Origin of the sequence: Collinsella sp. LCP19S3_D5, from assembly GCF_052121415.1 — a bacterium.
Lineage (GTDB): Bacteria > Actinomycetota > Coriobacteriia > Coriobacteriales > Coriobacteriaceae > Collinsella.
In genome coordinates this window covers 1-1454 of record NZ_JBQKEH010000033.1, presented here as the reverse complement: position 1 = coordinate 1454, position 1454 = coordinate 1, and the positions used below count along the sequence as shown (strand labels likewise).

The window sequence follows — 1454 nt, the reverse complement described above, 5'->3', positions numbered from 1 at the left end:
TGAACTGCGCCCCGAAACTTGGACTGAATAAATAGCGACTACGCCGCAAGGGCCCGGTTCCGGAACTCCTCCGGCGTCAGGCCCTTCAATCTTACCTGCCTGCGCCGCGTGTTCCAATGGGCTATGTACTCCTCCAGGTCGCGCTTGAAGTCCTCGAAGCTGCCCCACTCCCTGCCGCGGTAGAACTCGTCCTTCACGTGGCCGAAGAGCTGCTCGGTGGCGGCGTTGTCGATGCAGTTCCCCTTGCGCGACATGCTCTGGGTGATGCCCGCCCCCTCCAGCCTGGAGGTGTAGGACTCGTGCTGGTACTGCCAGCCCATGTCCGAGTGCATGGTCGGTGCCGCCCCGTCGGGCAGGGCCTCGAGGAGCCGGTCGAGCATCCTGTGCTGCTGGGCGAGGTCCGGAGAGGTCGATATGTCGCTCGCCACGATCTCCTTCGTGCAGAAGTCGAGCACCGGGGCCCAGTAGGCCTTGGCGCCGGCGACCTTGAACTCGGTGACGTCGGTGCCGAGCTTCTGCCACGGCCCCTCGGCGCCGAAATCCCTCGCGATGACGTTCTCGAACGTGCTCCCCACGAGCCCCCTGTAGGAGCTGTACCGGCGGCGGGAGCCCCGGCGGCGTATCGCGCACCGGATGCCCATCTCGCGCATCATCTTGAGCACGGTCTTGTCGGCCACGACCGCGCCCAGCTCGGCGCGCAGGCACATGGCTATCTGCCGGTGCCCGCAGCCGTTGGCGGTGCGCGAGAATATCTCGGCCGCGGCGTCGCGCAGCTCGGGCCTGGTCGGCCTCCGCGGGTGCGCCAGCGCGTAGTAGTAGGTCGACCTCCTGAGCCCCGAGCACTCCAGCAGGTGGCGCAGGGAGTGCCCCTCCGCCCTCAGCGCCCTCACCGCCTCGGCCGCCGCCCTGGTCAGAGCCCGTCCCGCTCGACCAGGGCGCGCAATTTTTTTAGGTAGGCGACCTCGGCCTCGAGCCTGCGGCAGCGCTCCTCGAGCTCCTGCTCGCGGGTGCGGGCCCGGGGTTTCGACCTCGACCCCCTCGGCCTGCCCTTCGGTCCGGGCCGCAGCGCCTCGGCGCCGCCCTCGCGGTAGAGCCTGCACCAGCGCTCCAGCGGGGACTTCGACCTGATCCCGAACTCGGCCATGGCGTCGGTCTTCGCCATCCCGCCGTCGACCACGGCCGACGCCGCGGCGACCCTCTGCTCGAATGTGTACCTGGATTGTTTCCCGCCCATGGACAGCAGCGCCTCGCTTCCGAACGCCCGGTATACCCACTGCCATTCTCTCACGGTCTCGCGGGGGACGGACAGGGCCTCGGCCGCCGGCTTGCAGCCGACGCCGGCGTCGAAGAGCTCGACGGCCCGCCTCCTGGACTCCAGGTCGTGCTTCACCCTGAGGTCTATACTCATGGAAAACCTCCCATTTCCCGATGTCCAAGAAATGGGAGGCAGTTCA

General features: G+C 68.1%; 2 protein-coding genes. Both read right to left on the bottom strand.

Features of this window, described 5'->3' with window-relative positions:
- Positions 1 to 38: 38 nt before the first annotated feature.
- Positions 39 to 890 carry an IS3 family transposase gene (locus ACTQXO_RS08685; RefSeq protein WP_370450575.1) on the bottom strand — a complete coding sequence of 284 codons (852 nt, stop codon included), beginning with the start codon at positions 888 to 890 and terminating at the stop codon, positions 39 to 41.
- Between the two features lie 20 nt (positions 891 to 910).
- A partial coding sequence (locus tag ACTQXO_RS08680; protein WP_369832286.1) for a transposase occupies positions 911 to 1454 on the bottom strand: 544 nt, incomplete at its 5' end.